This is a genomic window from Micromonospora sp. NPDC049523, assembly GCF_040676775.1.
GTDB lineage: Bacteria > Actinomycetota > Actinomycetes > Mycobacteriales > Micromonosporaceae > Micromonospora_G.
This window is the reverse complement of sequence record NZ_JBFAPP010000004.1, coordinates 348149-370252: the sequence shown is the minus strand read 5'-3', so window position 1 is coordinate 370252 and position 22104 is coordinate 348149. Positions and strand designations below refer to the sequence as shown.

Here is a 22104-nt window from a genome sequence, read left to right as displayed (position 1 = left end):
GGGCCGGACCACCGGTCCGTAGACGGCCCCGGGGAGGGCGGATGAACTTCGACTTCGCGGACGAGACACCGAAGCTCGTCATGCTGTTGTACGGGCTGGTGGCCTTCGTCGTCGTGGTCGGCGGCCTGCTGCTCCTGCTCGATGTCGTACCCAACTGGTTCGCCCGGCGGCGCGAGGCCCGGCTGGTCGCGATCTCCGCCGGTGGCGGTGCCGTGGCCGGCGGCGGTGGCCCCGCCGCCCGGGTACGCCGGCCCAAACGCGCCGAAGGACTGTTCGGCCTCTTCTTCCTGCTACCGACCGTGCTGCTGCTCCTCATCGGCCTGGTCATCCCCGCCATCCGTACGGTCGTGCTCTCCTTCATGGACGGCGGCAGCGACACCTGGGTCGGCCTGCAGAACTACGGCTGGCTGTTCAGCCAGGACGAGATCATCCGGGTGCTGGTCAACACCCTGATCTGGGTGATCCTGGTCCCGCTGCTGGCCACCACCACCGGCCTGCTCTACGCGGTGATGGTGGACAAGGCCCGGTTCGAGGCGGTCGCCAAGTCACTGATCTTCCTGCCGATGGCGATCTCGTTCGTCGGCGCCGGCATCATCTGGCGCTTCGTCTACGCCTACCGAGGCGAGGGCGAAACCCAGATCGGCCTGCTCAACCAGATCGTGGTGTGGCTCGGTGGAGCCCCCCGGCAGTGGTTGCAGGAACCGCCGCTGAACACGCTGCTGCTGATCGTGATCCTGATCTGGATCCAGGCCGGCTTCGCCATGGTCGTGCTCTCCGCCGCGATCAAGGCCATCCCCGGCGACATCGTCGAAGCGGCCCGGCTGGACGGGGTCACCCCCTGGCAGATGTTCTGGCAGGTCACCCTGCCGAGCATCCGGCCGGCGCTGATCGTGGTCGTGGTAACCATCTCGATCGGCACGCTGAAGGTCTTCGACATCGTCCGGACCGCGACGAACGGCAACTTCGACACCAACGTGATCGCCAGCGAGATGTACAACCAGGCGTTCCGCTACGGCGAGACCGGCCAGGGCTCCGCCCTCGCGGTCTTCCTCTTCGTCCTGGTGATCCCGATCGTGATCTACCAGATCCGCAACCTGCGCAAGCAGCGGGAGGTATGACATGACCACCGCCGTTCCCGTACGCGTCGACACCGCGATCGGCACGGACCGTCCGGCCACCGTCGGCGGCCGGGTGCGCAAGCGGCTCAACAGCCGGACCGCGACCGTGGTCTCCATCGTCATCGCGGTGGTCTGGACGCTGCCCACCTTCGGCCTGTTCATCTCCTCGTTCCGTCCCGAGGACGCGATCAAGACCACCGGCTGGTGGACGTTCTTCAGCAACCCCCAGCTCACCCTGGAGAACTACCAGCAGGTGCTGTTCGGCCGCTCGTCCTCCTCGGGGCAACTCGCCAGCTACTTCACCAACTCGATCGTGATCACGATCCCGTCGGTGCTGTTCCCGCTGGCCTTCGCGGCGCTGGCCGCGTACGCGCTGGCCTGGATCAACTTCAAGGGCCGGGACTGGATCTACATCGGCATCTTCGCGTTGCAGATCGTGCCGCTGCAGATGGCACTGGTGCCCTTGCTCAGCTTCTTCTCCCAGGGGGTCAGCGTCGGCGGCATCACGCTGATGCCCGCCTGGGACCTCGCCGACGAGCAGCGGTTCATCCAGGTCTGGTTCGCGCACACCTGCTTCGCCCTGCCGCTGGCCGTCTTCCTGCTGCACAACTTCGTCTCGCAGTTGCCGCGGGACCTGATGGAGGCGGCCCGCGTCGACGGCGCGACCCACCCGAAGATCTTCCGGACCATCGTGCTGCCGCTGATCACCCCGGCGCTGGCCGCGTTCGGCATCTTCCAGTTCCTCTGGGTCTGGAACGACCTGCTGGTCGCGCTGATCTTCGCCGGGGGCGGGAACGAGACCGCGCCGATGACCGTACGGCTGGCCGAGATGGCCGGTACCCGGGGCGGCGAGTGGCAGCGGCTCACCTCGGGCGCGTTCATCTCGATCGTCGTACCGCTGATCGTCTTCCTCTCCCTGCAGCGATATTTCGTACGTGGCCTGCTCGCCGGCAGCGTCAAGGGCTGAGGCCGGAGGCGCCCGACGATGGTGGGGGCCGCGACCGGCGGCCTGATTGAGCGGAGCACGTAACACCGTGACCAAGATCGACGACGTCGCACGGCTGGCGCGGGTGTCCACCGCCACGGTTTCCCGCGCGCTGCGCGGGCTGCCGACGGTGTCGGAATCCACCCGCGCCCGGGTGCTGGCCGCCGCCGAACAACTCGGCTACACCGCCTCGCCCAGCGCCTCCCGGCTGGCCGGCGGCCGGACCGGCTCGATCGCGGTGGTGGTCCCCCAGGTCACCCGCTGGTTCTTCGGCACCGTGGTCGACGCGGCCGAGGAAACCCTGCGCGAAGCCGGGTACGACCTGCTGCTCTACAACCTCGGTGACCGCGAGCAGAACCGCCGGCAACTGTTCCAGACCACCAACCTGCAGAAACGGGTCGACGCGTTGATGCTGGTCGCCACCCCGCTGGGCGCCGCCGACCTGGCGATCATCGCCCAGTTGCGGATGCCCGGCGTCACGGTCAGCTCCGGCGCCGCCGTACCCGGATGGCCCAGCGTCCGGATCGACGACGTCAGCGCGGCGCGGACCGCGACCACCCACCTGATCTCGCTCGGCCACCGCCGGATCGCCCACCTGGCCGGCGACGCCTCCGCGGAACTCTCCTTCACCACCCACCTCGACCGGCGCCGGGGCTACCACGACGCACTGCACACCGCCGGACTGGCGCCGGACCCACGACTCGACGTCGAGGACGAGTTCACCGTGGACGGCGGCAGCCGGGCCACCACCGAACTACTCAGCCGGGGCGAGACGCCGACCGCGATCTTCGCGGCCTGCGACGAGATGGCGATGGGCGCGATGTCGACCCTCCGCTCGGCCGGACTCCGGGTGCCGCAGGACGTGAGCGTGATCGGCCTCGACGACCACGACCTCGCCGCCGTCGTCGGGCTGACCACGGTCGCCCAACCGGCCGCCACCCACGGCCGGCTCGCCGCCGGCCTGCTGCTCGCCCCGCTCGAAGGCCACCCACGGCCGACCGAGACCGCCTCGGTCGTCCTGCCCACCGCGCTGGTCGTCCGCGAGTCCACCGGCCCACCACGGGCCGAGTGACACCGTCCGCGAGTCGCTCCGCCCGGCCCACGGGCGAACCGGGCCGAACACCGGCAGACTGGACCCAGCAGCACCCGCACCATCACCGGACCACGCCGACCACGGTCGGCTGCCCGAGTTCCACCGTGCCCGACACCCATGGGAGTACGCCCTGAACAGCCAGCAGACTCCGCCGTCGACCACCGAGTCGTCGCCGACCGCACCGGTCGACACCGACCAGCCGGAACCCACCCAGTGGTGGCGGGAGGCGGTCATCTACCAGATCTACCCGCGCTCGTACGCCGACCTCGACGGCGACGGCATCGGTGACCTGCCGGGTATCACCGCCCGCCTCGACCACCTGGTCGAACTCGGTGCGGACGCGGTGTGGCTCTCCCCGTTCTACCCGTCACCGCAGGCCGACGCCGGTTACGACGTGGCCGACTACCGCGACGTCGACCCGTTGTTCGGGCAACTGGCGGACGCCGACGCCCTGATCGGCGAGGCCCACTCGCGTGGCCTGCGGGTCATCGTCGACCTGGTGCCGAACCACACCTCGTCCGCCCACCCGTGGTTCGGCGCGGCCCTGGCCGCCGCCCCCGGCAGCGCGGAGCGCCAGCGCTACATCTTCCGGGACGGCCGGGGTACCTCCGGTGAGGAGCCACCCAACGACTGGCAGAGCGTCTTCGGCGGACCGGCCTGGACCCGTACCAAGGATGTCGACGGGCAGCCCGGTCAGTGGTACCTGCACCTGTTCGACCCCGGCCAGCCCGACCTGAACTGGGACCGGCCCGAGGTACGCGCCGAGTTCCTCGACATCCTGCGGTTCTGGCTCGACCGGGGCGTCGACGGCTTCCGGGTCGACGTCGCCCACGGGCTGATCAAGCAGGCCGATTTCGCCGACTGGAGTTACCCGCTGGAGCCGATGTTCGGCGAGGGCACCGAGGGTCCGCGCCCGCCGATGTGGGACCAGGACGGGGTACACGACATCTACCGCGACTGGCGGCAGGTGGTCGACAGCTACCCCGGTGAGCGGATCCTGGTCGCCGAGGCGTGGGTGCAGCCCGCGGAGCGGCTCGCCGCGTACGTCCGCCCGGACGAGATGCACCAGGCGTTCAACTTCGAATATCTGGAAGCACCCTGGACCGCACCAGCCCAGTACGCGGTCATCACCCGCTCGCTGGAGGCCACCGCGGCGGTCGGCGCCCCCACCACCTGGGTGCTCTCCAACCACGACGTGATCCGGCACGCGACCCGGCTCGCGCTGCCGGTCGGCCAGACCCGGCCGAACGGGATCGGCGCCGACGACCCGCAGCCGGATGCCGTACTCGGGTTGCGTCGGGCGCGAGCGGCGACGCTGCTGATGCTCGCCCTGCCCGGCTCGGCGTACCTGTTCCAGGGTGAGGAACTGGGTCTGCCCGAGCACACCACGATGCCGGACGAGGCCCGTCAGGATCCGACCTGGGAGCGCAGCGGACACGTCCACAAGGGTCGGGACGGCTGCCGGGTGCCGATCCCGTGGGAGTCCGACGCCCCGTCGTACGGCTTCGGCCCCACCGACCGAAGCTGGCTGCCGCAACCGTCGCTCTACGCCGAGTACGCACTCGACCTGCAACGCGGCGTCGCCGGCTCGACGTACGAGCTGTACCGCACCGCCCTGCGGCTGCGCCGCGAACTCGCCCTCGGCCGAGGCACCGTCTACTGGCTCACCAGCCCCGACGACGTCATCCACTTCCAGAACGGCAACCTGTCGGTGCTGACCAACTTCGGCCCGACCTCGTTCCCCCTCCCCGAGGGAGCCACCGTCCTCCAGTCCAGCGAACCCCTGACCCCGGACAACCACGTCCCCACCGACGTAACCGTCTGGTTCCACCCCTGACCCACCCCGTTGCGCGCGTCGATCTTGCAGTTGTGGTTGCTCAGATAAGCCCCGAATCGGGATGAGCTGGGCGCCACAACTGCAAGATCGGCGCGGTCAGGGGTGGGGGTCAGGGGTGGGGGTCAGGGGTGGGGGTCAGTCTCCTCGGCGCGGGTTTGGAGGAGGGTGTGGACGTTCTTGATGTCGCGCGGGGAGGTGCGGGAGGCCAGCCAGTACATGATCCCGGTGGGGATGAAGAAGAGCTGGAACGCGGCCAGGCCGACGGCGAAGTTCAGCGGGGGCGGGAAGGCCGCCCGTAGTCCCTGGAAGGCGATCCCGACCAGGCCGTTGCCGGCAGCCCGGCCGACCCCGTTGACCAGGTTGCCGAGGCTGTAGACGGTGCCCCGGTGCTCGGGCGGGTTCACGTCGGCGATCAACGCGAACCAGTTCGGCGAGTTCGCCGAGGTGAGCGCGAGCGCGAGCAGCGCGGTGAGCAAACTGAAGCCGACCGTCGGTTCGGTGAACACGCTGCCCACCACCGAGCTGATCACCGTACCGGCACCAGCGCCGTCGGGGACGTCGATCCGGATCGGCACGAAGAACAGGACCAGGTAGAACGGCACGGCCGCGAGAATGCCGACGGCCGCGACCAACGCCCGGCCCCTGGGCGTACGCCGTTGCAGCGCGTCGCCGACGAGTCCACCGACGATGGAGAGCACCCCGCCGAGCTGGAAAAGGGTGGCGAAAACACTCCCGATGATGATCGCCGTCGAGCTGGAGAAGCCCTGGTCCTGCGCCCGTTCCTGGAACAGGACCGGCAGCCAGACCAGTGAGCCGAAGGCCGCCTGCGCGGTCAGCCCCTGCAGGATGAGCCAGCGGTTGGTGCGCCGATCCAGGATCTTCGGCAGGTCGGCGCGGCTGATCCGATAGTCGTACTCGTGGCCGGTGGCGATCGCGTGCGCGAGTTCCGGTTCGCTCTGCCCCCGCTGGATGTCGTACGTGAACAGGTACGCGACCGTGGCGACCAGCCCGGCGACACTGAGCACCAGGAACGGCAGCCGCCAGTCGGTCGAGCCGAGGATGCCGCCGAGCAGGGTGCCGGCGAGGGTGCCGATGCCCTGCGACAGTCCCCAGAAGCTCATCACCAGTCCCCGACGGCGGGGCGAGATGAGATCGGTGACCACGGAGAAGCCGACCGAGCCGACGGCACCGAGACCGATCGCGGCCACCGCCTGGGCGAGGAAGAACGCGGGGTAGCCCCCGGCGGCGCCGAGGAAGTCCGGGTAGTTGCCGGCGGCGGCACTGCCGGCCGTACCGGCTGCCCAGAGCAGGGTGCCGATCATCAGCAGCGGTTTGCGGTTGGTCCGGTCCCCGAAGTACGCCCAGCCGACCGCCGCTATCGCGCTGACCAGGAAACTGATCGCGGTGACCAGCCCGATCGCCGAGGTGTTGACGCCGAGGGTGGAGCTGATCGGCGCGTACAGCGGTGGCACCAGGCCGATGGCCACGTTGTCCAGCGAGGCGAGCACGACGAAGACCAGCACGCTGTAGAACCGGTGTCCGGTCCCACCGCCCCGGGCCATCCTGCCCCCACCACCGGTCTTGGTCATCTCCGACACCCGAACAGCATGCGGCAACGACCCCGGATAGGGCCGCATCCGGGCCCGTGGGGAATCGCGGGGCGGATTTGGGCAGCGCTGAGGAGTCGCGGGCTCACGTTGGGTCGCCTCCGCCCCTAGGCTTGATGGCTGGCCAGCGCAGCTCGATCCAAGGATTGGACGGGCAGGTCGGAAAAAGGTGCAACTTCTCCCCGTCCCACGTGAGTGCGGTCGCATCAGCACCCGCAGCGACTCCAACCAGGGCACCTGTGTGGAGGTGGCGGACAACCTGCCCGGCCGGGTGCTGGTCCGCGACACAAAGGACCGTACGGCCGGGACCTTGACCTTCACTCCCGCCACCTGGCGCGCCTTCGCATCCGACCTCCGCCACCCCCTGACCCGCCCGGCACCTCATTGTTGATCATGAAGTTGGCGCGAATTTGATCTTCTCTGAGTGCGCTAACTTCATGATCAACAGAGTCTGGCCGCCCGGGGGGTTGTGGATGTTGGGCGGGAGGTCCCTTTGGGGAGCAGCAGCCGGGCTGGGTTCGGCGTTGTTCTCGGCATGAGGGATAGGTACGTACATGAATGCTGACCTCGAACGGGAGTTCACCGAATTCGTCGAGGCCCGCTCACACTCGCTGTTCCGAACCGCGCTCGCCCTCACCGGGCACCGCCAACAGGCCGAGGACCTGCTCCAGACGGTGCTGGCCAAGGGTGTACCGCACTGGGAACGCATCCGTACCGGCAATCCGGAGGGGTACCTGCGTACCGCGCTCTACCGGCAGCAGACGAGCTGGTGGCGCAGCGTACGGCGGGGTCGCGAGGTGAGCGCCGAACAGGTGCCGGAGATCGCAGAGCCGCGAGACGACAACGCGACCGTCGACCTCGGTCTCGCCCTCAGGCAGGCGCTGGCGCGGCTCGCTCCGAAACACCGGGCGGTGCTCGTACTGCGCTACTTCGAGGACCTGCCGGACAGCGAGATCGCACAGATCCTGAACTGCACCGAGTCCACGGTACGCAGTCAGCACGCCCGGGCCCTCGCCCGGCTGCGTGTCCTCTGCCCTGACCTCGCCATCCTCGACACGAAGGAGAAGACAAGCCGATGAATTCGCATCTCTCCGGGGCACTCCGGAACGCGTTCGAGGAACTGGCCGAAACCGCTCCACCGCCCGCCGGGCTGGCGCCGGCCGCACTGGTCGCCGCCCGACGCCAGCGGATCACCCGACGGATCGCCAGCGGCGGGACAGCCGTCGCCGTCTGCGCCGCGCTGATCGGCGTGATCGCCGCCGTCGCCCCCACCAGTACGACCGACGGCACCGACCGGTCCGCCAGCGACACGATGAGGCCGAACGTGGTGACCGCGTACACCGGCATCCGGGACGCCAACGTCACGGATCCGAGTCCGCACTTCTTCTATTCACTCCTGCTCGACTACAGCACCGGCCGCTACGAGCGGGTGGCGTACCCGTACGTCAAGCCGTCGCCGGACGGCCGTCGGGTGCTGGTCACCACGTACGACGACAGCGCGACCCCCCCGATGCGGACGGGGCTGATGGACCGGGCCAGCGGAGACGTACGGTGGATCAGCGACGCCACCATCGGCAGCAGTCTGGCCGAGAACCCGTGGTCGCCGGACGGACGGTGGATCCTCTTAATTGATATCCAGGGCGAACGCGGCTTCGGACTGCTCGACCCGGAGACATTGAAGATCACCTACGTTCCGCTGCCCGACGTCGCATCCCAGCCAGAACAGCGGTTGAACCTGGTTTGGACGCCGGACGGCAACGGGGTCGCGATGATGTTCACCCAAGTCGCCGACCAGCCGGAGGACACGGTGACGGGCATCCGCTTCTACGACCTGACCGGCAGGGTCGTGCGTACGGTGAGCACTGGCCCCGGCGCCTATCCCTTCCTCCCCACCCTTTCCCCGGGCGGCGGCGGGATTGCCCTGCGCACCCGGTCCTCACCTCAGGAACCCTTCGTAATCACCGTCGTCGACTCGACCACCGGAGCGGTACGGCACACGGTGACGGCGCCGCCCGGCGGGAGCCTGCTCGGCTGGGCCGATGAAGAACATCTGTTGTTCCAGGTGGTGGATTCCGACCAGGGGCCGGCCCAGCCGAGCGCCGCGACCACAGCCGGCGCGACGCAGAGCAGGCAGTTGGTCGTGGTCGACCTCGACGGCCGGGTGGATCACTCGGTGACACTCAGCGCCGTCGACAGCCACCAGTATTTTCAGAGACTCTTCATCGGCCCCTCCACCGGCCTCCCCCCCACCGCCGCCCCCATCACCTTCTGACCCCTACCCCGACAACGAGCGCCGTTGATCATGAAGTTAGCGCGCCCAGCAGAGATCAAACCTGCGCTAACTTCATGATCAACGCGAAAAGGCGGGGGCGCGGTCAGGCGGGGCGGTTGGTGAAGAGGTCTCGGGCGGCGGCGTACTGGTCGCGGATGTGGGGGGCGGGAGGGGCGTCGTACTGCTCGGTGGTGCTGGCGGCCCAGGCGGGTGGGGCCTCGCCGCCCAGGGCTACCCAGGCTGCTTGGCGGGCGGCGCCGTCGGCGACGTACTCGCCGGGGGCGGGGACCAGGACCGGGCAGCCGAACACCTGGGGGGCGATCCGGCGGACCGCCTCGGACCGGGCACCGCCGCCGACCAGGATCACCCGGTTGACCGTGGCACCCTGGGCCACCATCGCGTCCAGGCCGTCGGCGAGACCGCAGAGCAGGCCTTCGACCGCGGCCCGCGCCAGGTGGGCGGGGGTGGACGTACGCAGGGTCAGTCCGTGCACCGCGCCGGTTGCCAACGGCCGGTTCGGGGTCCGCTCCCCCTCCAGGTACGGCACCATGACCAGCCCGTCCGCGCCCGCGGGTGCGGACAGCGCCAGTCGGGCCAGTTCGTCCAGATCGACGCCGAGCAGCTTCGCCGCCGCGTCCAACACCCGGGCCGCGTTGAGCGTGGCGACCAGGGGCAGGAAGCGGCCGGTGGCGTCGGCAAAGCCGGCCACCGCACCGGAGCTGTCCTGCGAGGGTGCCTCGGCCACGCTGAACACGGTGCCGGAGGTGCCGATGGAGACGATCACGTCACCGGGCAGCGCGCCGACGCCGAGCGCCGCGGCGGCGTTGTCGCCGGTGCCGGGGCCGAGCGGGGCGCCGTTGGGCAGTTCACCGGCCCGACCGGTCGGGCCGAGCACGACCGGCAGCACCGGCCGCCGGCCGAACGCCTGTTCCAGCAGGTCGAGGCGGTATTCACCGGTACGCGGCGACCAGTAACCGGTCCCGCTCGCGTCGCCCCGGTCGGTACGCAGCGAGTCCAGCCCGGCGGCGCCGGCCAGCCGCCAGGTGAGCCAGTCGTGCGGCAGGCAGACCGCCGCCGTACGTTCCGCCGACGCCGGCTCGTTGCGGGCCAGCCAGCGCAGCTTGGTCACGGTGAAGCTGGCCACCGGCACGCTGCCGACCGCCTCGGCCCAGGCGTGCCGACCGGCCACCAGCGCACCCACCCGGTCGCCACCGGAGCCGCCGTCGGCCCCGCCGAGTTCCTCGATGAGTTCGACCGCGGCATCGGCCGACCGGGTGTCGTTCCAGAGCAGGGCGGGGCGGACGACCCCGCCCTGCTCGTCGAGACAGACCATGCCGTGCTGCTGGCCGGCGACCGAGGCGGCAGCCACGTCCGCCAGGCCGCCGGCCTGCGCCACGGCATCCTGCAACGCATCCCACCACGCCTGCGGATCCACCTCGGTGCCGGCCGGGTGGGCGGCCCGTCCGGAGCGGACGAGTTCGCCGGTCTCCGCGTCGCGGATCATCACCTTGCACGACTGGGTCGACGAGTCGACCCCGGCGACGAGCGCCATCTGCGGCCTCCGTGGCTGGCTGAGGGTTGGTGGGTGGTCTAGCGGGCAGGGGTACGGAAAGGAAGGGTCGTACGGATCAACGAGCGCCGAGCAGGTGCTCGACCGCGAGCTGGTTCAGGTGGACGAAGCCGAAGCCACGAGCGGACACCTCGGCCACGTCGAGGTCCTCGAACGCGGTCCGGTCGGCGATCAGGTCGGCGTACGACTCGCCCGCACCGACGGTCGGGGTGGACAGCTCGTCGACCTTGCTGGCGGCGAGGGCGGCCTGCACCTCCGGGTCGGCCCGGAACGCCGCCGCCCGCTCCTTGAGCAGCAGGTAGGTGCGCATGTTGGCGGCGGCCGACGCCCAGACCCCGTCGAAGTTCTCGGTCCGGGACGGCTTGTAGTCGAAGTGCCGGGGGCCCTCGTACGCCGGGGCACCCTGCGGGCCGCCGAACTCCAGCAGGTCGACCAGGGCGAACGAGTTCATCAGGTCACCGTGACCGAAGACCAGGTCCTGGTCGTACTTGATGCCACGCTGGCCGTTGAGGTCGAGGTGGAACAGCTTGCCGGCCCAGAGCGCCTGCGCGATGCCGTGCGCGTAGTTGAGGCCGGCCATCTGCTCGTGCCCGGTCTCCGGGTTGAGGCCGACCAGCTCCGGGTGCTCCAGCTCGTTGATGAAGGCCAGGGCGTGGCCGACGGTCGGGAGCAGGATGTCGCCCCGGGGCTCGTTCGGCTTCGGCTCGATCGCGAACTTGATGTCGTAGCCCTTGTCGATGACGTACTGCGAGAGCAGGTTGACCGCCTCGCGGTAGCGGTCCAGGGCCGCCCGGATGTCCTTGGCGACGTCGTACTCCGAGCCCTCCCGGCCGCCCCACATCACGAAGGTCTTGGCACCCAGCTCGGCGGCGAGGTCGACGTTGCGCAGCACCTTGCGCAGGGCGAAGCGGCGTACGTCGCGGTCGTTGCTGGTGAACCCGCCGTCCTTGAAGATCGGGTGGGTGAACAGGTTGGTGGTGACCATCGGCACCACCAGGCCGGTCTCGTCCAGCGCCTTGCGGAAGCGGCTGATGTGGTGCTCGCGCTTGGCGTCGTCGGAGCCGAACGGGATCAGGTCGTCGTCGTGGAAGGTGATGCCGTACGCACCGAGCTCGGAGAGCTTGTGCACCGCCTCCACAGCATCCAGCGGGGCGCGGGTGGCGTCACCGAACGGGTCGCGGGCCTCCCAGCCCACGGTCCAGAGGCCGAAGGAGAACTTGTCGGCGCGAGTGGGTTGGGCAGCCATCGATGACCTCCACGTAACATCTTTGATTTGTTTACCCGTTGAATTATTTGACCGGCCTGTGGCATTGTCAAGACGTGACGCAACCCGGCAACGGCCAGGTGGGTACGGCGGGCACGGCCGTACGCCAGGCGAGCCTGCGTGAGCACAACCTGGCCCTGCTGCTGCGGCACATCGCCGACGCGCCCCGTCCACCGTCGCGCGCCGACCTCGCCACCGCCACCGGACTCACCCGGGCCACCGTCTCCGCCCTGGTCGACGACCTGATCGGCGGGCATCTGCTGGCCGAGGTCGACCCGGCTCCCCGTACCGGCGCCGGCCGACCCGCCCTCGGCCTGGTGCTCGCCACCGACGGCCCGGCCGGGCTCGGCCTGGAGATCAACGTCGACTACCTGGCCGCCTGCGTGGTCGACCTGACCGGAACCGTCCGGCACCGGGCGGTCCGCCGGGTGGACCTGCGCCCGATTTCGCCCGCCGAGGTGCTCGACGACCTCGGTGACCTGGCCGCCACCGCTCGCACCGAGGCGGCTCGGCAGCGGCTCGTGCTCGCCGGGACCGCGCTGGCCGTACCCGGACTGGTCACCGCGACCGGAGTCGTACGCCTGGCACCGAACCTCGGCTGGCGCGACGTCGACCTGGCCGGCGGCCTCAACACCCACCCGGCGCTGGCCGGTCACCGGCTGGCCGTACCCGGTCAACCCGGAGCCGCCAACCCGGCACCCGCCCGACCACCGGGCCAGATCCCCGGCGCCCGGCGTCGGGCCGGCAACGGTGGCTGGTTGACCATCGACAACGAGGCGAACCTGGCCGCCCTCGGTGAGCTGCACGCCGGACCGCCCGGCCCGGCCACGTTCCTCTACGTCTCCGGCGAGATCGGCATCGGCGCCGGCATCGTGCTGCACGGCGCCCTGTTCCGGGGGGCCAGGGGCTGGAGTGGCGAACTCGGCCACCTGCCGGTCCATCCGACCGGTCGCCCCTGCCGCTGCGGCTCCCGCGGCTGCCTGGAGCAGTACGCCGGCCAGGAGGCGATCCTCATCGGCGCCGGGCTCGACATGCGGGGCCTGCCCGCCGACGCGGCCATCGCCCGGCTGGCCGAACTGGCCGGCGCCGACGATCCGGCCGCGCTCGGGGCACTCACCGAGGCGGCAACCGCGCTCGGCGTGGCGATCGCCGGGGTGATCAACCTGCTGGATCTGGACACCGTCGTGCTCGGCGGGATCTACGCACCGCTGGCGCAGTGGCTCTGCCCACCCCTGGAGGCGGAGATCCGGAGTCGGGTCCTGACCGCCGCCTGGTCCCCGGTCTCCGTACGCCCCTCCCGCCTCACCCGCGACGCCGCCGTCCTAGGCGCCGCCGGCTCCGTAGTCCGCGCCATCCTCGCCAACCCCGCCCCCTGGCTGACCCCGTAAAGCCCGTTGATCATGAAGTTAGCGCGCCGCCGAGGGCCGGATCGCGTCGCTAACTTCATGATCAACGGGAGGATCGGGGCCGGAGGGTTAGTAGGCGCCTCGGCTGTTTATTACGGCGCCGAAGGTTTTCCAGAGGATGGTTAGGTCTGCCGCCAGGGACCAGTTTTCTACGTAGTAGAGGTCTAGGCGGATGCCGTCTTCCCAGGTCAGGTCGGAGCGGCCGCTGACCTGCCAGAGGCCGGTCATGCCGGGCTTGACCAGGAGGCGGCGGGCCACGTCGCCGTCGTAGCGGGCCACCTCGGAGGGGAGCGGCGGGCGCGGGCCGACCAGGCTCATGTGGCCGAAGAGGACGTTCGCGAGCTGCGGCAACTCGTCCAGCGACCACTTGCGCAGGAACTTGCCCACCCGGGTCACCCGGGGGTCGTCGCGCATCTTGAACATCAGGCCGTCGGTTTCGTTGCGGGCGGTCAGCTCGGCCAGCAGCGCGTCCGCGTTGGTGACCATGGTGCGGAACTTGTAGACACCGAACTCCCGGCCGCCCTGGCCGACCCGGATCTGCCGGAAGATCACCGGCCCCCGGCTGTCCAGCTTGATGGCCAGCGCCAGCACGGCCAGGATCGGCAGGGCCACGGTGAGCGCCGCGAACGCCGCCGCCCGGTCGACGAAGCCCTTCACGACCTTGCGCGCGCCCCGGAACTCGGGCGCCTCCACGTGGATCAGCGGCAGCCCGGCAACCGGCGTGGTGTGGATGCGCGGGCCGGCCACGTCGGTCAGCGCCGGCGCCAGGACCAGGTCGATCCCGGTGCCCTCCAGTTGCCAACCCAGGCGACGCAGCCGGGTGGCGGTGAGTTCGCTGGACGCGGTCACCGCGACCGTGTCGGCACCGACCGCGACCGCGGCGTCCGCGACCCCGCGCAACGACCCGACCACCGGTACGTCACCGAGCCGCTGCGGCACCGGAGCCAGCAGGGCGTCCGGGATGCAGGCACCGACCACCTGGTAACCGGCGTGCGGCTCCCGGCGCAGCGTGTGCACCAACTCCAGCACGTGCGGGGTGTCACCGACCACCAGCACCTGCCGGGCCCACCCGACCCCCCGGGAACGGGCCCGGTGCAGCCGCTTGCGGGCGGCGAACCGGGCCACCACCAGGCCGACCGTGCCGACCGCGAAGGAGATGCCGAGGAAACCACGGGACACGCCCACGTCGGCGATGTAGCCGGCGATCGCGATCCCGCCGGCCAACCTCAGGCTGGCCGCGGTGACCCGCCGGTACTCGTCCGCGCCGTAGCCCAGCACACGGTCGTCGTACGCGCGCATCCCGCGCAGCGAGAGCAGCCAGACCAGCACCAGCGCAGGCCCGATGATCACGTACGAGATGTCGGAACCACGGGGATCGTCCCCCCCGAACCGGCCGAAGTATCCGACCAGCACGGCGACCCCGAGGGTGATGGTGTCGAAGACGATGGTGGTTCGGAGGTAAGCCCGATGCCTTGACCTGGTCGTGACAGCGGACGCCCCCGGCGGCAGTTCCGGAGGCAGAGTCTCGGAGCTAAGCAGTGTTGCCGACGTCACCCGGCCCTCCCCAGCACTTACGGAGAATCCCGGTTCAACCGCCGATCCTCCCCATCGGACCGACGCTGCCGGGACACCTCGAACATCTTCACCTACGGATCCGATTACAGAGAGCTTCGGACAGATTACTGTCACTTCCCGTGGGGCCGGGTACCCGCCGGGCGTACCCTAACCCCCGAAGCACGCGATCCGCCTCGGTGGATCGTCCGATGTCCGGCCGTACGGTGGATGTTTCGCCGGATGGCCGGCCGGCGTTCAGCCGGCCGGTCACGCTGGTTCAGCGCGGCGCCGGGCGCAGCGCGATGGCCTGCAGGAAGATGTCACCGATCTTGGCCGGGTCCTCGGTCACGAAGACGCCGCCACCGGTCACCTTGGTGATCGCGTCCAGCTCCCCGCGGTTGACCCCGTTACCGATACCGATGATCACAACCTGGATCGGTCGTTCCGGGTCGGCTGCCGCCTTCAGATCGGCCAGCAGCTTCGCCTGGGTGATGCCGTTGTCGTCCTCGTTCTTGCCGTCGGTCAGCATCACCACCGAGTTGACCCGACCCGGCTCCCACCCGTCCTGCACCGCCTTGTACGCCGCGAGCACGGTGTCGTAGAGCCCGGTGTCGCCGAGCTTCTTCGGCTGGATACCCGCGAGTGCGTTCTTGAGCTGGCCGCGCTGGCTCGTCAGTGGACCGATCGGCACCAGTTCGCGGTAGTCGCGGGCACCGACCAACTCGGTGGAGAAGATCCACAGACCGACCGCCCACGACTCGTCGAAGAGGTCGAGGCCACCCTGCGCGGCAGCCAGGGTGACCTGCGCGCGAGTGGCGTTGTTCGCGGTCGGCACCACCTCCAGCATCGAGCCGGACACGTCGATGACCGCCAGCATCCGGGACGGCAGGGTGATCGCGGTCCAGGTGGACAGGGCACGGGTGACCGCGGCGGGATCGGGTCCGCCGGCTGCCGTACCGCCCTCGGCCGGTGCCGCGGTGGAGGCGGGCGTACCGGCGGGGCTGGGTGCGCCCTGCGGTGCACTGAAGCCCTCGCCCCAGGTGCCGTCCGGGCCGCGCAGGTTCTGCTTGGCCAGCCGGTCCTTGAAGCTGGCCTCGGTGAGCACCTTGAACAGGCCCTCGGCCGCGGCGACCCGGGCCGGCTCGATGCCCGGCATCACCGCGTACGGGTAGTCCAGCGACAGCGGCGTCGGTTCCACGTAGACCGCGGCGAGCGGGATCGGGGGCTGCTTCGCGTTGTACTCCATGACGTCCTCCTCCGACAGCGCGGCGGCGCTGAGTGCGGAGGCGATCGACGCCGGGTCGGTGGCCCGGGGGAACTTCGCCAGCAGGTCCTGCCGTACCGCGGACCGGCCGGTGGCCAGGGCCCGCAGCGCCGAGGTGGTCGCCTGCTGGGCCTGCGCGCCGCCGGCCGCCCCGGCGGCGGCACCGAGCGCGAGCAGCCCGGACAGGCCGGCGGCGTCGCGGGTCGGCTCGACGATCCCGGTCTTCAGCTTGGTACCGGTGGTGACCTGCTTGAGCAGGTCGGTCCAGGTGATCTTCTTTTCCGGCCAGCCGACCGAGGCGGCGACCGGTTGCGGCATGGCGACCACCACCGGGCTACGGCCGATCGGGGCGTTGTTGGTCGGTGCGAAGCCGGCCGCCTCCTTGCCCAGCCGGAGCAGCCAGGTGCTGGAGTCCGGGATCCACACGTCCGGGCTCACCGCCGTGCCGGGCGCCTGACCCACTCCCGACAGCGACACCCCGTGCTTGCCGGCGAGGATGGCGGCCACGTCGGCCGGGTCGCTGGCGGTCACCGCGACCTCGACGCAGACCCCCTCGGCCGCGGCGCCGTTCTCCGCCCACTGGGCGGCGGCGGCCTGCACGGCCGGTTCGATCTCCGGCGCGGCGTCGACGTTCAGACGCAGTTGTCCCGTGCAAGCCGGCTCGGCCAACTGCCGATAGCCGAACCACGCTCCCACCACGACAAGGACAAGCGCCATCGCCGCTGCGATGGCGCCTGCTCCACGAATACTGTTACGCATGCGATGGCGGCCCGACACGATGACCATCTTGCGTAACGACTCCGCATAATGCCACCTACGTTCGGTCGAAAGTTACGCAGGAGATACGGATCGCACCTCGAATTTCACACTGCGTAGCTGATCGACGTCGAACTGTCGGGTAATACGCCCAGCGCGCCAGCTTTCGTGCTCATGCTTTCCAACCGGAGCATGTAGCACATTTGACAGGCTCCCCCTGATTAGCATTTATCTCGGTAAAAATTATCACCACCGCCGGAGCCACTCAGTGGTTCGCGACGGCCACCGAGAGCAGCGGTCCGAGCACACAGGTGGGACTCGACACCGCGACCGAGCCCGCCGGCTCGGGAATCCCGGCAGCCGGGTCGACCACGAACACACTCACCACGTCGGCCCGTTCGTCGGCGACGTAAAGGTGGGTGCCGATCAATGCGAAATGCCTCGGCCAGGTGCCGCCGGTGGCCACCTCGGTGACATATCGCGGGATCTCCTCGTCGAGCGCGAACACCGAAATCGTGCCCACTCCCCGGTTGGCAAGGTAGAGAAAGCGGCCGTCCGGTCGTACCGCGATCTCGGACGGCTGGACGAGCCCGTGCCTGGCACTCGCCGCGACCCGCCCGCGCTCGCGCAGCGTGCCGCCACCCTCCACGCTGTACGCGGTCACCGTCGCATCCAGCTCGCCGGCCAGGTAACACCGCCGCCCGTCGGGATGGCGGGCCAGATGCCGTGGACCGGTGCCCGGCCGGGTCCGGGTGAACGGCTCACGCGGCAGCAGGCGCCCGCCGACCGCGTCCAGGTCGTACCGGTAGAGGGTGTCGGTGCCCAGGTCCACCGCGAGCAGCGACCCGCCGTCGGGGGCCGGGGCGACCATGTGCGCGTGCGGGCCCGCCTGCCGGTCCGGGTCGGCCCCATGGCCGTCGTGCACCCGCAGGTCGGTCCGCTCACCCGGCACCCCCGCCAGGTCCAACGGATGTACGGACACACTGCCGCTGCCGTAGTTGGCGGCGAACAGGTGCCCGCCGTCGGGTGCGACCGCCAGGTGACAGGGGCTGTCGCCACCGGTGGACCAGCTACCGAGCGGGCGCAGGGAGGCGTCGGCGTCGATCGCCCAGGCGCTGACCGCCCCCTGCGCCCGTTCGTTGACCGCGTACAGCACGGGTTGGGTCGGGTGCCGGGCCAGGAAGGACGGCGATTCGGTCGGGGCGACCGTGCCGAGCGTTTCGAGCGCACCGGTGCCCGGATCCCGTCGCGCCGCGACGATGCCGGTCCCGCGCCCGTCCGCCTCGGCGGTGTAACACCCGAGGTAGACGACCTCGCCGCCGTCAGTCATCGCATCGCTCCGTCCGCCGCCCGCTTGCTGGTGCTGATGCACCCGCTCGATCCAACCAGAGCGCACCGGTTTCCGCCTGAAAGGAAGGGCCCCTCGTTGCCGCTATTTGTGACGGGAAAGGCCCTTCCTAATCGCGCGATGGATCCTATAGGATCTTCGATCGTGGTGGAGGTATTGCGGCCCGCGCGACGGACAACACTCGCCGACGACGTCTACGAGTCGGTGCGTACGTTGGTGATGGACCATGCCGTCGCGCCCGGCGAACGGATCAACATCGACGGCCTCGCCCGACAGCTACAGGTCTCCCCCACCCCGGTACGCGAGGCGCTCGCCCGGCTCGAATCCGACGGGCTGGTCCGCAAGCGCGCACTCGCCGGATACACCGCCACCCCGCTGCTCACCCGCGCCGAGTTCGACGAACTGGTCGAGATGCGACTCCTGCTCGAACCGGTCGCCACCGAACGCGCCACCAGCCGGATCGCCGAGCTTCCCGACCCCGCCGAGGCACTCGCCGCACTGCGCGGCGCGGCCGAACTCCCCGGCCCGGCACCGGGCACCGAGGGCTTCGCCGCCATCGCCGAGTTCACCAACCAGGACGCCCGATTTCACCACCTCGTCGCCGAACAGGCCGGCAACCGGTTGCTACACGACGCGATCGTGCGACTCCGCTCCCACCTGCACCTGTTCCGGCTCTACTTCCCGGCCACCCACCACGGGATCAGCGCCCGCGAACACCACCGGATCGTGGACGCGGTCACGGCCGGCGACGCCGACACCGCCGGTGCTGCCATGCGCGCCCATCTGCTCGCCGCCCGCGACCGGCACCTGCCCTTCTTCGAGACGACCTGACGTGCCGCGACCAGCCCCGTCTTCGAGACAACCTGACATGCCGCGACCAACCCCGTCTTCGAGACAACCTGACATGCCGCGACCAGCCAACCCGTCGACCGTGGCGGACCGGACCGACCTGCCGCGAAAGGAGAACCCGTGCGCATCGCGCTCTTCGTGACCTGCGTCAACGACCTGGTGTTCCCCGGCACCGGGAAGGCGGTGGTGACGATCCTGGAACGGCTCGGCCACACCGTCGAGTTCCCCCTCGAACAGAGCTGCTGCGGCCAGATGCACGCCAACAGCGGTTACCGGGCCGAGGCGATGCCGCTGGTCCGCCGGTTCGTCGACACCTTCGAGCCGTACGACGCCGTGGTGGCCCCGTCCGGTTCGTGCGTGGCGATGGTGCGTGAGTCGTACCCCCGGCTGGCCGCCTCCGAGCCGGCGCTGGCCGAGCGGGTCGCACACCTCGCGCCACGCACGTACGAACTCTCCGAACTGCTGGTCGACGTGCTCGGCGTGACCGACCTCGGTGCCTCGTTCCCGCACCGGGTCACGTACCACCCGACCTGTCACGGCCTGCGCATGCTGCGTCTCGGCGACCGGCCGCTGCAACTGCTCCGCGCCGTACGCGACATCGACCTGGTCGAGCTGCCGGGCGCGCAGGAGTGCTGCGGCTTCGGCGGCACCTTCGCGGTCAAGAACGCCGGGGTCTCCGGCGCGATGCTGGCCGACAAGTGCGACGCGGTCTGCTCGACCGGCGCCCGGTACGTCGCCGCGGCGGACAACTCCTGCCTGGCGCACATCGGCGGCGGACTGTCCCGCCGTACCGGCGAACCCGACGGCGACGGCGGCACCCGCCCCGAGGTACGGGCCATCCACTACGCGGAGATCCTCGCCGGTACGGCCGACCTCCTCACCCCGACCGCGGAGAGCGCCAGGTGACCGAGAGCCGGGTGCCCCCGGGCGGCGACCGGGTGACCGAGAGCCGGGAGGCCCCGGACGGCGACCGGGTGACCGAGAGCCGGGAGGCCCCGGGCGGCAACCGGGTGACCGGCAACCGGGTGGCAGCTACCGGGAACGTGGAGGCAACGAGATGACCGGGACCGGGAACATCGTCGCGCGGCTGCCGTTTCCGGTCGCCGCGCGGACCAAGCTCGCCGACCCGCAGTTGCGGGCGAACCTGCGCCGGGCCACGCACACCATCCGCGACAAACGGCTGCGGATGGTCGGCGAGGTGCCCGACTGGGAGGCGCTACGGGTCTCCGGTGCGGCGATCAAGGACGACGTGCTGGCCCGGCTCCCCGAACTGCTCGACCGGTTCGAGGCCGCCGCCACCGCGGCCGGCGCGACCGTGCACTGGGCCCGGGACGCGGCGGAGGCGTGCGCGGTCGTCACCCGGCTGGTCCAGCAGACCGGCACCCGCGAGGTGGTCAAGGTCAAGTCGATGGCCACCCAGGAGATCGGGCTGAACGAGGCGCTCGAAGCGGTCGGCATCGACGCCGTGGAGACCGACCTGGCCGAGCTGATCGTGCAACTCGCCGACGACCAGCCATCGCACATCCTGGTCCCGGCGATCCACTACAACCGGCACCAGATCCGCGACATCTTCGCCGAGCGGATGCCCGGCGTGGACGCCTCGTCGCTCACCGACGAACCGGCCGCGCTCGCCGAGGCCGCCCGCCGGCACCTGCGCGCCAAGTTCCTCTCCGCCAAGGTCGCCGTCTCCGGCGCCAACTTCGCCATCGCCGACACCGGCACCCTGGTGGTGGTCGAATCCGAGGGCAACGGGCGGATGTGCCTCACCCTGCCGGAGACGCTGATCTCCGTGGTGGGGATCGAGAAGCTGCTGTCCACCTTCGGCGACCTGGAGGTGTTCCTGCAACTGCTGCCCCGCTCCTCGACCGGCGAGCGGATGAACCCGTACACCTCGATGTGGACCGGGGTCACCGAGGGCGACGGGCCGCAGCAGGTGCACATCGTGCTGGTGGACAACGGGCGTACCGACACCCGGGCCGACCCGGTCGGGCGGCAGGCGTTGCGCTGTATCCGCTGCTCGGCCTGCCTGAACGTGTGCCCGGTCTACGAGCGGGTCGGCGGGCACGCGTACGGGTCGGTCTACCCGGGCCCGATCGGCGCGATCCTGTCACCGCAGATGACCGGGCCGGACGCGGGCGCGAACCGGACCCTGCCGTACGCCTCGACGCTCTGCGGCGCCTGCTTCGACGCCTGCCCGGTCCGGATCGACATTCCCGAGGTGTTGGTGCACCTGCGCCAGCAAGGTGTCGACGCCAAACGGGGCCGGCCGTCGGCGGAACGGACCGCGATGCGGGCGATGTCCTGGGTAATGCGGGACCGTCGCCGCTACACCGCCGCCCTGCGCGCGGCCCGGCGTGGTTCCGCCCCGTTGCGCCGGGGTGGCCGGCAGACCGCGATCCGGCACCTGCCCTGGCCGCTGTCCGGCTGGACCTCCACCCGGGACGCGCCGCTGCCGGCACCGGAGACCTTCCGCGAATGGTGGGCCGGCCGTGGCCGGGGCTGAACACATGAGGGAGCTGTCGTGAGCGCTCGGGACGAGATCATGGCCCGGCTGCGGGCGGTCGCACCGATCGCCCCGGTCACCGTGCCCCGGCAGTACGTGGTCCAGCCGGAACCGGCCGACGCGCAGCCGGGCGGCCCCGGCGGTGGGACCGATCCGGCCCTGGTCGAGCTGCTGGTGGACCGGCTGGTCGACTACAAGGCCACGGTCACCCACTGCAACCCCGACGGGATCGCGCAGGCGCTGGGCGGGCTGCTCGACGGCGTACCGGCGGTGGCGGTCGCGGCGGGACTGCCGGCCGGCTGGCTGTCCGCGTACCCGGGGACGGTCGTGCGCGACGGCGAGCCGCGGCCCCTGACGGTGACCGACCTGGACGCGCCGGGGCTCGCCGTGGTGACCGGCTGCGCGGTGGCGATCGCCCAGACCGGCACGCTGATCCTCGACACCGGCGCCGACCAGGGCCGACGGCTGCTCACCCTGGTCCCCGACCACCATGTCTGCGTCGTGCGGGCCGGTCAGGTCGTCGGCGGGGTGCCGCAGGCACTGCACCGGCTCACCGACCCGACCCGGCCGCTGACCCTGGTCTCCGGGCCGTCGGCGACCAGCGACATCGAGCTGAACCGGGTCGAGGGTGTGCACGGTCCGCGCCGGCTGGACGTGCTGATCGTGGCCGGCTGACCG

General features: G+C 70.6%; 19 protein-coding genes. 13 read left to right on the top strand and 6 right to left on the bottom strand.

Features of this window, described 5'->3' with window-relative positions:
* The first annotated feature begins 41 nt into the window (after positions 1 to 41).
* From AB0J90_RS08410 to AB0J90_RS08395, 4 genes are all read left to right on the top strand, one after another.
* Entirely contained in the window at positions 42 to 1118 is a 1077-nt protein-coding gene (locus AB0J90_RS08410; protein WP_363593525.1) for a sugar ABC transporter permease, read from the top strand.
* 1 nt (position 1119) lies between these two features.
* The gene (locus tag AB0J90_RS08405) at positions 1120 to 2085 is read left to right on the top strand and encodes a carbohydrate ABC transporter permease (RefSeq protein ID WP_363593523.1); all 966 of its coding nucleotides are present in this window, start codon (positions 1120 to 1122) and stop codon (positions 2083 to 2085) included.
* A 67-nt stretch (positions 2086 to 2152) separates the two neighbouring features.
* The gene (locus AB0J90_RS08400; protein ID WP_363593521.1) at positions 2153 to 3175 is read left to right on the top strand and encodes a LacI family DNA-binding transcriptional regulator; all 1023 of its coding nucleotides are present in this window, start codon (positions 2153 to 2155) and stop codon (positions 3173 to 3175) included.
* 253 nt (positions 3176 to 3428) lie between these two features.
* Entirely contained in the window at positions 3429 to 5033 is a 1605-nt protein-coding gene (locus AB0J90_RS08395) for a glycoside hydrolase family 13 protein (protein ID WP_363593687.1), read from the top strand.
* 122 nt (positions 5034 to 5155) lie between these two features.
* On the opposite strand, the gene AB0J90_RS08390 is transcribed toward AB0J90_RS08395, so the two are convergent.
* Positions 5156 to 6622, bottom strand: a complete 1467-nt coding sequence (locus AB0J90_RS08390; protein WP_363593685.1) for an MFS transporter — start codon at positions 6620 to 6622, stop codon at positions 5156 to 5158.
* Between the two features lie 223 nt (positions 6623 to 6845).
* Between AB0J90_RS08390 and AB0J90_RS08385 the strand changes: the two genes are divergently transcribed.
* The 3 genes from AB0J90_RS08385 (at position 6846) to AB0J90_RS08375 (ending at position 8912) form a co-directional block, all read left to right on the top strand.
* Complete coding sequence (locus AB0J90_RS08385; RefSeq protein ID WP_363593683.1) at positions 6846 to 7031, top strand: DUF397 domain-containing protein; 186 nt, start codon at positions 6846 to 6848, stop codon at positions 7029 to 7031.
* 163 nt (positions 7032 to 7194) lie between these two features.
* Positions 7195 to 7719 carry a SigE family RNA polymerase sigma factor gene (locus tag AB0J90_RS08380; protein ID WP_363593519.1) on the top strand — a complete coding sequence of 175 codons (525 nt, stop codon included), beginning with the start codon at positions 7195 to 7197 and terminating at the stop codon, positions 7717 to 7719.
* Positions 7716 to 8912, top strand: a complete 1197-nt coding sequence (locus AB0J90_RS08375) for a hypothetical protein (RefSeq protein ID WP_363593517.1) — start codon at positions 7716 to 7718, stop codon at positions 8910 to 8912. Before AB0J90_RS08380 ends, AB0J90_RS08375 begins: the two co-directional genes overlap by 4 nt.
* A 103-nt stretch (positions 8913 to 9015) precedes the next feature.
* Here AB0J90_RS08375 and xylB read toward each other — a convergent pair whose 3' ends face one another.
* Positions 9016 to 10464 (bottom strand): xylulokinase, encoded by a 1449-nt coding sequence (gene xylB, locus AB0J90_RS08370; protein ID WP_363593515.1) that lies wholly within the window; start codon positions 10462 to 10464, stop codon positions 9016 to 9018.
* A 76-nt stretch (positions 10465 to 10540) separates the two neighbouring features.
* Positions 10541 to 11728: a xylose isomerase gene (xylA, locus tag AB0J90_RS08365; protein WP_363593513.1), complete on the bottom strand. Its 1188-nt coding sequence runs from the start codon at positions 11726 to 11728 to the stop codon at positions 10541 to 10543.
* 74 nt (positions 11729 to 11802) lie between these two features.
* Here xylA and AB0J90_RS08360 point away from each other — a divergent pair, with 74 nt between their 5' ends.
* The gene (locus AB0J90_RS08360) at positions 11803 to 13134 is read left to right on the top strand and encodes an ROK family protein (RefSeq protein ID WP_363593511.1); all 1332 of its coding nucleotides are present in this window, start codon (positions 11803 to 11805) and stop codon (positions 13132 to 13134) included.
* Positions 13135 to 13221: 87 nt separating this feature from the next.
* On the opposite strand, the gene AB0J90_RS08355 is transcribed toward AB0J90_RS08360, so the two are convergent.
* The 3 genes from AB0J90_RS08355 to AB0J90_RS08345 all read right to left on the bottom strand — a co-directional run bounded on the left by AB0J90_RS08355 (position 13222) and on the right by AB0J90_RS08345 (position 18056).
* Positions 13222 to 14691, bottom strand: coding sequence for a sugar transferase (locus tag AB0J90_RS08355; protein ID WP_363593680.1), 1470 nt, complete (start codon positions 14689 to 14691; stop codon positions 13222 to 13224).
* A 292-nt stretch (positions 14692 to 14983) separates the two neighbouring features.
* The gene (locus AB0J90_RS08350) at positions 14984 to 16750 is read right to left on the bottom strand and encodes a VWA domain-containing protein (RefSeq protein ID WP_363593678.1); all 1767 of its coding nucleotides are present in this window, start codon (positions 16748 to 16750) and stop codon (positions 14984 to 14986) included.
* A gap of 241 nt (positions 16751 to 16991) precedes the next feature.
* On the bottom strand, positions 16992 to 18056 hold the full coding sequence (locus AB0J90_RS08345; RefSeq protein ID WP_363593509.1) for a lactonase family protein: 1065 nt from the start codon (positions 18054 to 18056) through the stop codon (positions 16992 to 16994).
* Positions 18057 to 18218: 162 nt separating this feature from the next.
* On the opposite strand from AB0J90_RS08345, the gene AB0J90_RS08340 reads away from it, so the two are divergent.
* From AB0J90_RS08340 to AB0J90_RS08320, 5 genes are all read left to right on the top strand, one after another.
* Positions 18219 to 18905 (top strand): GntR family transcriptional regulator, encoded by a 687-nt coding sequence (locus tag AB0J90_RS08340; RefSeq protein ID WP_363593507.1) that lies wholly within the window; start codon positions 18219 to 18221, stop codon positions 18903 to 18905.
* 138 nt (positions 18906 to 19043) lie between these two features.
* On the top strand, positions 19044 to 19829 hold the full coding sequence (locus AB0J90_RS08335) for a (Fe-S)-binding protein (protein WP_363593505.1): 786 nt from the start codon (positions 19044 to 19046) through the stop codon (positions 19827 to 19829).
* A complete protein-coding gene (locus tag AB0J90_RS08330; protein WP_363593503.1) occupies positions 19826 to 19984 on the top strand; it encodes a hypothetical protein in 159 nt (52 codons plus the stop codon). Before AB0J90_RS08335 ends, AB0J90_RS08330 begins: the two co-directional genes overlap by 4 nt.
* Complete coding sequence (locus tag AB0J90_RS08325; RefSeq protein WP_363593501.1) at positions 19981 to 21426, top strand: LutB/LldF family L-lactate oxidation iron-sulfur protein; 1446 nt, start codon at positions 19981 to 19983, stop codon at positions 21424 to 21426. The genes AB0J90_RS08330 and AB0J90_RS08325 overlap by 4 nt, the downstream gene beginning before the upstream one ends.
* Positions 21427 to 21444: 18 nt before the next feature.
* Positions 21445 to 22101, top strand: coding sequence for an LUD domain-containing protein (locus AB0J90_RS08320; RefSeq protein ID WP_363593499.1), 657 nt, complete (start codon positions 21445 to 21447; stop codon positions 22099 to 22101).
* The last annotated feature ends 3 nt before the right edge of the window (positions 22102 to 22104 follow it).